1 protein-coding gene is annotated in these 1727 nt (G+C 64.9%); it reads left to right on the forward strand.

The annotated features are described in order from the left end of the window. Window positions 1-186: 186 nt before the first annotated feature. A partial coding sequence (gene mgtA, locus VA602_RS15830; protein ID WP_323453676.1) for a magnesium-translocating P-type ATPase occupies window positions 187-1727 on the forward strand: 1541 nt, incomplete at its 3' end.

Below are 1727 nucleotides of genomic sequence, written 5' to 3' on the forward strand. Positions count from 1 at the left end.
AACGAGGAATACAAACATGGACTGCGCGAGTAGAAAGTTCGCTGCCGAAACAACTTCCGACTCTCGGCAGCGGACAGACAACTGTCGGAGAAACCAAGCATTTTTCTGCGACCCGACATGCCTACGTTCACCCCCTGAGTGAAACGTCTGTGTGTCGTGCCGCCCCAGCGGCAGGAGCACAGCAACATGACCGTCAAACACCGCAACACCCCGCCGGCCAAGGCCGAACGCGAAACCCGCCTGTCCACCCGCGCCGCCCGTGAGGCGCGCAATGGCCTGTCCGTCACCCTCGCCAACCTCGATGCCAGCGAGCATGGCCTGACCGAACACGAAGCCGCCAAGCGCCTGCAGCGCGACGGCGCCAACCAGGTCGCTCACGACCAGCAACCCCACGCCCTGGTGCAACTGCTCAAGGCCCTGCACAACCCGTTCATCTACGTCCTGCTGACCCTGGCCGGGATCAGTTTCGTCACCGACTACTGGATGCCGATCAGCGCAGGTGAAGCGGACGACGCCGACCTGACCAAGGTCATCATCATCATGACCATGGTCAGCCTCAGCAGCCTGCTGCGCTTCTGGCAGGAGTACCGCTCGAACAAGGCCGCCGACGCCCTCAAGGCGATGGTGCGCACCACCGCCACCGTGCTGCGCCGTGAACAGTTCGGCCAGCCGCCGCGCCTGCGCGAAGTGCCCATGGACGAACTGGTGGCCGGCGACATCGTGCAGCTTTCGGCGGGCGACATGATTCCCGCCGACATCCGCCTGCTCGAATCACGCGACCTGTTCATCAGCCAGGCGGTGCTCACCGGCGAGGCACTGCCGGTCGAGAAGTACGACACCCTGGGCAATGTCGCGCAGAAGTCCGCCACCGATGACAGCGGCAACCAGGACAACCTGCTCGAGTTGCCGAACATCTGCTTCATGGGCACCAACGTGGTCAGCGGCCGCGCCCGCGCCGTGGTGGTCGCCACCGGCCGGCGCACCTACTTCGGCTCCCTGGCCAAAGCCATCGCTGGCTCGCGCAGCCAGACCGCCTTCGACCGCGGCGTGAACAGCGTCAGCAGCCTGCTGATCCGCTTCATGCTGGTGATGGTACCGGTGGTGTTCATGATCAACGGCCTGGTCAAGGGTGACTGGGGCGATGCCTTCCTCTTCGCCCTCGCCGTGGCCGTGGGCCTGACCCCGGAAATGCTGCCGATGATCGTCAGCGCCAACCTGGCCAAGGGCGCCGTGGCCATGGCCCGGCGCAAGGTGGTGGTCAAGCGCCTGAACGCCATCCAGAACCTCGGCTCGATGGATGTGCTGTGCACCGACAAGACCGGCACCCTCACCCAGGACCGGATCATCCTCGAGCACCATGTGCGCATCGACGGTGAGCGCGACAAACGCGTGCTGGAACTGGCCTGGCTCAACAGCCACCACCAGAGCGGCGTGCGCAACCTGATGGACCAGGCTGTGCTGCACTTCGCAGGTCAGGAGCGTGAATTCCAGGCGCCCTACGCCTACGCCAAGGTCGACGAGTTGCCGTTCGACTTCATTCGCCGTCGCCTGTCGGTGGTGGTGAAGAAGGCCCTGGGGGATCACCTGATGGTGAGCAAGGGCGCAGTCGAGGAAATGCTCGCCATCGCCACCCATGTGCAGGAAGGTGACAGCGTCGTGGCCCTCGATGAGCGTCGGCGCCAGCGCCTGCTGGCCAGCGCCGATGCCTTCAACCGCGACGGCTTCCG

This window comes from Pseudomonas machongensis (genome assembly GCF_034961125.1).
Taxonomy (GTDB): domain Bacteria; phylum Pseudomonadota; class Gammaproteobacteria; order Pseudomonadales; family Pseudomonadaceae; genus Aquipseudomonas; species Aquipseudomonas machongensis.